Genomic DNA, 6,614 nt, shown 5'->3' with positions numbered 1-6,614 from the left:
ATTCAAGCCAACCGCATTGCTCCCAACAATTTGCGCCGCATTGGCATGGGGATTTTGAAGAAGCCGCGCGGCTCCTCCTGCACCTTGTTGATGTGCTAAATACAATTCCGCTTCACTAGGCGCTCTTCCCAACAGGCGGCTTAAATGATTGCGATTATCAAGCGTCAACCGCCCCATGGCATCTGCCGCTTGCATGGGATCAAAACGATCCTGCAAACCATATTGTTTGGCGGTGCTGTCTATAAATTGATACAACCCACCCGCAGAAGAACGGGGATTCCTTGCATTCGGATTGCCTCCACTTTCAACTTGCGCAACACGGTACAAATAACTCTCTGGCAAACCATAACGCGCTGCTGCTTGACGGATCGCTTGATCGACTGAAGGGTTATATCTAGCCATAGATTTTACTCCTTGCAAATCTGCCCGCTTCTCCCATCAGTGCCGAAGAAACAAAGTGCCAGAAACGTTCATTACCAATTCCTGCTTTATGTAATCGTATAAATCTTTGTACCATTTGAGCAACTTCCTGCTGGTTCATACCCTTAACGCCAAAAGTTGCTAACTTTGCTATATCCCGTTCAAATATTTGTCTCTCTTTTTGAGGCAATTTTCTAATCGTATCAGATAAAATATTTTGAGTAATTTTTGCCCCAGCACGTGCTGTACTAACTTTTCCATACGGAATATGAACACCTGTTAAAGGAGAAGCCTCTGGCGTTCCTTGAAATGGCTTTAGTGCTCTTTGCGCCGCATCTTCATAGAACCTTTCGTCATCTACAGCTTTTCTAAACGCTTTAATGTTTTTAGGATTTAAAGACCTGCTAAGGTTTTTAGACACGCTACCCGTTTGTAAAATATTCGAAAGTGTATTAACAGGGCGGGATTTTTCTAATACGTCATCGATATAATCTCGCATCCCTACGCGATAAGTATTGAGACCATCCGGCATAGCTCCTTTACGAAGACCTTCTGCAATCCCTTCTCCAGATACATCTCTTTCTACAATTTTTTTGCCTTGGCTTATAGCTTCTGCAAAGCCTTTGTATTTTGCTGCGCTACCCCGAGCTGCTTTATAAGTAGGGGAAATTTTATCCGTTATTTTTACCAAATTGTTCTTCAAAATTTGATATGTAGAAGCCCCTTCTTCATCACCAAGCTTTCGATTCATTCTGATTAAAACATCAAGGGATTTCTTGCTTCGATCTAGTAACTCCATTGTAGGTTTATAATTGATATGGCTAAACTCTTTTGCATAGAATCGTTGAGGTATTGCTGTGCGGGGGTCTCTTTCTAACTTTTTGACAGCGTGCTTAAGAGCGTCTTGAAATCCTTCTTGTTTAAAAAGCCTATTAAGAGCTGGATAATATCTTTTTTCTATTGGAGTACGATAGGCTTGTGCATAGAGAGAACCATGTGCTTCTTCCCCTTGCTCTTTAAGCAACCTTTTTAAAACTTTCGTATCTTGGAGAGGGGTAATGTTTTCATCTGCCGATTGACCAAGGCGCTGAACTGCTCCCTGCATCCGTCCTTCATGGGCTCTTTTCAAAAGTTCAGAAACACGCGTATTTGTTGTCCCCATATTCGCAAGCAATACTTCTAAATTCGGACTAATATCTGTCAAAAATGCATGGCGTGGTGCATTTGCAAGATGTTCAGCAACATTCTCAACACCATCATCATATAATGTTTTTGCAACTTCTCTGACTACTTTAGTTTGAACTTCCTTATGAGCAGGATTAAAATGCCTTCTTACAAAAGGAGCTGTTTGCATGCTTCTTAACGCTTTATTCAATCCTGAAGAAACAACGGTACCAGCAAGAGAACCAACAGGACCAGCAACTGCTCCAATCCCACTACCAATCCCTGCCGAAGCAAGGCGGTCATAAAGACCATCTCCCGCACCAGAACCATGCAAAGCGCCAGAACCTGCTCCTAAAACTGCCGCCTTACCAAGATTTCCAAATGTTGATGCCGCAGTACCTACTTTCAAAAATCTAAGCGCAGGGACAAATGAAAGTGCTGTTGGTAAAATCGAACCAGCAATATAAGCACCAGAAGACAACCATGGATATTTCTCTTCCAAGGCTTTTTGGTAAGCGCGTTCCTTGGCTACTCTTCTGTTATAAACCTCTACTGCTTTCTTATCACCACGCCAATAATCCGTAAAACCTGCTTCATTCGCCGCTTGTATCTCATCACTATACCCTGCTGTCAAACCAGATATCCCATGACTCCTTAGTGCATCCCACCACGTAAGATCTTTATCATCAAATGAAAAATCATCTGTTGTAGTTTTGGGGTCTTGACTGCCATGAAAATCTGCAAAAGATGAATGATTTGGAATATCTTGGGGTAGACCAATTACCTTATATTTCCTAGCCCATTCTGGAAGAAGTGATTTATCATAATCTTTATATTCAGGATAATCTGTAGCTGTTTGAATATTTGAAATATCTTGGGGTGGACCAATTACCTTATATTTCCTAGCCCATTCTGGAAGAAGTGATTTATCATAATTCTTATATTCATACATAGCACAACCTATTTTATAAAAGGAACCGCTTTACCATTGGCATCAATAATAAAAAATTTTTGTCCTTTTGGTAGAGCTGCAATCTCTTCTGTACTTTTCACTATAGGAATATTTTCACTACCTCCTTGTGACATCGGCGAATCTGCGAAATATTGATCAGAGATTTCTTTAGGCGTATTGATAGGCTGCCCTGTTACCCAATTATATAATTGGGTCTCATCAAGTTTATTTAAAGCAACTAATGTTTTTTCAAGCATTCCTAAAGTTTTTAATAATCCTTCTTCCTTACGTCCAGCATCCAAAGAACCAAAAGTTGCTATCATATTACGGCTTTCTTGATCTGATATAGGACCAACACTAAGATTTCCTTTAGGATCCATCGATTTTAAGCTCTCAAATACCGCCTTTAAAGCACCACCCTTAATCGTATCAAATAATTTTTCTAATTCATATGCAGGAGATCCTCCAACATTTCTCGATCCCCACCCAACAAATCCTGTCGCAAAGCCTTCTTTTATAATTTTAATAGCATCCTGAATAGCATTTATTCCTATGCGTGCCTGCTGTTTGGTGAGAAGCATATTTTTTCTCTTTTTATGCTCCCACTCTTTCTGGGCTTGTAGTTTTTGATTATACTCAAGTTCCTGCATCGACCCCTTAACCGGTCTCGCTCTACGTTCACCTAGTTGTGAATTGGGATCCCATTCATAACCTTTATCTAACTGAGGTTTATCACCACCTGTTAGCATCGCACTAAGCATTTGCGGATTACGTGCCATAATAGCAGCTTCTTCTTCACTGTACCCTTTAGATTTTAGGTATTCGACGGTCTGATTAACCTGTCCTCTTTTTTCTCTTTCCATATCACCACGACGAAGATTCATAGCTGCATTCGCTAAACTTTGTGCTATCGTCCCATCTGATAATGCATAACCAATCCCATAATCTGATAATCTTTGTAAAAACTCAGGACTACGCAAGTAATCCCAAAAACTCTGTTGAGAACCAGTATCTTGGTGAGGAACAGTACTCTGTTGTGGCTGTACAGACTTCTGTGGTTCTACAGATGAAATAGGCTCTGGTAATTGAGACTGCTTTGGTTTCAATGATGCCAAATCTGAAGTTTCAATTGCATTAGGCAAAGGTTCAATACCTAAAGGATTTGGTTGTGAACCAAAGGTCGCTACTGGTAAAGAAGGGACTGAAGACGGTACATACGGTTTTCTGCCTGCCGATCTTAAAGACGAACTTACATCTGGTAAAGGTGAAGTATTTTTAGCTAAACTTAAAGGATTTGATTGTGAACCAAAAGTTGCTATAGGGGAAGAAGGGGTTAAATAAGGTAAATTATTTGCCTGTTGTTTGGCGTCTTCTAGATCGTTGAAACGTATACGTGGTACATATTGGCTCATTACATGCATAGACTTAAGAAGTCTTGATAAAATGTTATCGTTACTATTTTGCATAACTACCTCACTTTTTTCCTGCAAAATTAGCAATACTAGCTAAAATCCCTATAGCGTTCTTCCAAGGGTCGTTACCATGCATCTTAGATTCTGACACATTATTCGTTGTCGTGCCGTAATTCCTTGCAAAGCCATGACCGGCGTTCATAAGCATATTCAACCTATTCCAGCCGCTATTGTCTTGTTCCAGCCAACGTTCTCTATTGGCATCAACAAGGCGTTGATTGTGGGCATCAAGCACACCTCCCCCTTGTATGGCATTGGAATAGGCATTCCCATAACCCTGTAAGAAGTTATTTGAGGCGCCCAATTGATTTTGATTGGCTTGGTCTATCATGGCATTGGCTTGCATCATGCGATCCGCATCACGATTATACTGGTCTGCTGTAGCACTTGTGGACAAAGCACCAAGTTCATTTGCTAATACACCTGCATGTGCACCGGACCCATAACGACCCGCACCTGCAAAAGAGCTGTTAATCGTATCTCTTACACGGTCTAAGCTATTTTGAAGGGCGGCATTAAAAGACGGATTCTGTCCAACCATATCACCAGAAGCCACTCTTCCAAGATTGCTTGCTGTCAACGTTGGATTGTAAATCGTATTCATCAAAGAGCGATTTTGATAATGCTGTGGAATACTTCCAAGACCACCAATTCCATAGCGCGTTTGATCACTTAACGGCGCTACACGAGGACCACCATAAACATTCCCACCCGCCCCTGTATCATACAGATTATACGCATCCGCACCACCTCGCTTAAAGACATTCTGCATCCAAGCAGGAGGGGCACTTGTCTGCACCTGCTTCTGTTCTGTCGTTGCTGGTCTACTGCTCCCCATGTCACAATTCCTTCCTATAATAAAGCATATCTATGCCATAACCTTGTTTGTTCAGTGCACGTTTCCAACCTAAACGACCCAAGATCTCCATTTCAGAAGCACCATTCTCACGCGCCCAATCCTCTACAACTTGCAAATTGTCAACTTGATCAAGAATGCCCTTGCCACTACATTCACAAATCAGTGCGCGCTTCTTTCCTAAAACTGTCTGCTGTATCTGGGTCGTGAATGCCGCTAAAAAGCGCTCGTTATCATCCAAAACAAGCCATAACTGTTTCTTGCCACTGCAAATCGCTTCAAGGAGCTCTTGCAACGTGATTTCATGTTTAAAACGTTCCACATACTCGCGAAACGACGCAATGATGTCTTCAAGGTATGGTGCTATACGCTCCATATCCCAAGACGTGGTCAAAAAGACTTTTGCCATTACCCTCTGCCTAAAGGACGTAAATCCACATTAAATCCTGTGATTTGGTTCCAATGAACACCTTCAGGAATACGCAATTTAAAGCGGTGATAACGATTGCGCGAACGACCATGATAAGCGCCCGTGACATATGAACATGCCCTCTCTTGGTGCCATGTAATCGGCGTCTGATTATTGCGAAGCCGACGCTCTCCTATGCTTAAAAGACCTTCCGTCGTATCAACTTCAGCAAACATCTTCGTGATAAAGTTAAAACTTCCATCTGGTGCTCCCAATTCTTGCGAAACAACCGTTGCCTCCATCGGTGCTCCCGTAAACATAACAAGTCTATTTTCATCATCAAAAGCACCAAGCATTGGGGCGCCACTTTGCCAACGAGGGCTGTCTAAAGAAGCCGGCAATGTCTCAAGATTGATCGAGATCTCATCTAACTGTTCTAAAGTATAACCTGTCGTAAATACTGGAAACAACGTGAAAGGTTTTCCCTGTAGCGTCGACCATTTCTGCAATCCCCAATCATAAACAAAGGTCGTTTGCTCGTTATTGCCTCTCTTTAAGGACCAGTAAATCCGGTTATCAATGGGATCTATAACCCCTTGCATCTCATCAAGAGCAAACTTATCAAAGGTTTTAAAAACTGTTCTATCAACTTTCTCAAAGCCTATCGGCAAAAGTTGACCATCCAAACTCATCTGATAAAAACCACCATCACCAGCAAAAAAAGCATCACTCCCTCGACATGCTATAGAGGACGCACTACGGGCTCCGCGCTTGTCTTGTATCTTTTGAAACGTAAACACAATCTTAGAACCCGCAACAAAGGTTCCTGCATAAATAGCAGAACGCATAAAAATGAGGGGATTAGTCGATTCCGTAGACCCTTGAACATATTCTCCATCTGGAAAATCTTGAAAATCGCAATCTTTCTGCTTAACTGTCCAATGGGTTGCATCTTCCAAACCTGACCAATGAATGCGATTGGGGTGATCTGTCAATTGCATCAAACAAACAAAAGGTCCCCAAACCTTCACCAAGCCTGCTTTCGGGGGATTGCCTCCTAAATCTTCAAATCGTTCAGAACTATGGGTATTAAAAACTTGTGGTTTATCATTTTTATTCACCGCAATAATTCTTTGACCAAACAAAGCGAACGACCATTGATTATCTTCATGCGCATGATAAGTCACACCACTTTGACTTATGTCCTTCCACCCCTTCGTTTGACTATCATAACTGTAAAGCTTTTGCTTGCCTCCTACGATTATCTTAACACCATTGCCACTTCTAAACGCTATGCACCCCAAAGGCTTTTCTTCCAAAGCATGAGACACAACCATTGCA

General features: G+C 41.8%; 6 protein-coding genes. All 6 read right to left on the bottom strand.

The window, feature by feature from the left end; all coding sequences use genetic code 11:
• A partial coding sequence (locus ACFIJW_RS00085) for a transglycosylase SLT domain-containing protein (RefSeq protein WP_375632660.1) occupies nt 1-402 on the bottom strand: 402 nt, incomplete at its 3' end.
• Complete coding sequence (locus ACFIJW_RS00080; RefSeq protein ID WP_375632658.1) at nt 395-2,536, bottom strand: glycine zipper family protein; 2,142 nt, start codon at nt 2,534-2,536, stop codon at nt 395-397. The genes ACFIJW_RS00080 and ACFIJW_RS00085, both read right to left, overlap by 8 nt.
• Before the next feature lie 8 nt (nt 2,537-2,544).
• On the bottom strand, nt 2,545-4,002 hold the full coding sequence (locus ACFIJW_RS00075) for a hypothetical protein (RefSeq protein WP_375632656.1): 1,458 nt from the start codon (nt 4,000-4,002) through the stop codon (nt 2,545-2,547).
• A gap of 7 nt (nt 4,003-4,009) precedes the next feature.
• Nucleotides 4,010-4,846, bottom strand: coding sequence for a hypothetical protein (locus ACFIJW_RS00070; protein ID WP_375632654.1), 837 nt, complete (start codon nt 4,844-4,846; stop codon nt 4,010-4,012).
• A gap of 1 nt (nt 4,847) precedes the next feature.
• Entirely contained in the window at nt 4,848-5,273 is a 426-nt protein-coding gene (locus ACFIJW_RS00065; protein WP_375632652.1) for a hypothetical protein, read from the bottom strand.
• Nucleotides 5,273-6,614, bottom strand: a 1,342-nt coding sequence (locus ACFIJW_RS00060) for a hypothetical protein (RefSeq protein ID WP_375632650.1), incomplete at its 5' end; no start/stop codon positions are given. The genes ACFIJW_RS00060 and ACFIJW_RS00065, both read right to left, overlap by 1 nt.

It is taken from the genome of Bartonella sp. MM97QHHN (assembly GCF_042194285.1).
Taxonomy (GTDB): Bacteria; Pseudomonadota; Alphaproteobacteria; order Rhizobiales; family Rhizobiaceae; genus Bartonella.
Note: the sequence above shows the minus strand (reverse complement) of the source record. Positions and strands in the feature narration are given on the sequence as shown.

Excerpts from the sequence above, each read along its gene's own strand:
- ACFIJW_RS00080 (WP_375632658.1), bottom strand. The coding sequence starts at position 2,536 with ATGTATGAATATAAGAATTATGATAAATCACTTCTTCCAGAATGGGCT.
- ACFIJW_RS00075 (WP_375632656.1), bottom strand. The coding sequence starts at position 4,002 with ATGCAAAATAGTAACGATAACATTTTATCAAGACTTCTTAAGTCTATG.
- ACFIJW_RS00070 (WP_375632654.1), bottom strand. The coding sequence starts at position 4,846 with ATGGGGAGCAGTAGACCAGCAACGACAGAACAGAAGCAGGTGCAGACA.
- ACFIJW_RS00065 (WP_375632652.1), bottom strand. The coding sequence starts at position 5,273 with ATGGCAAAAGTCTTTTTGACCACGTCTTGGGATATGGAGCGTATAGCA.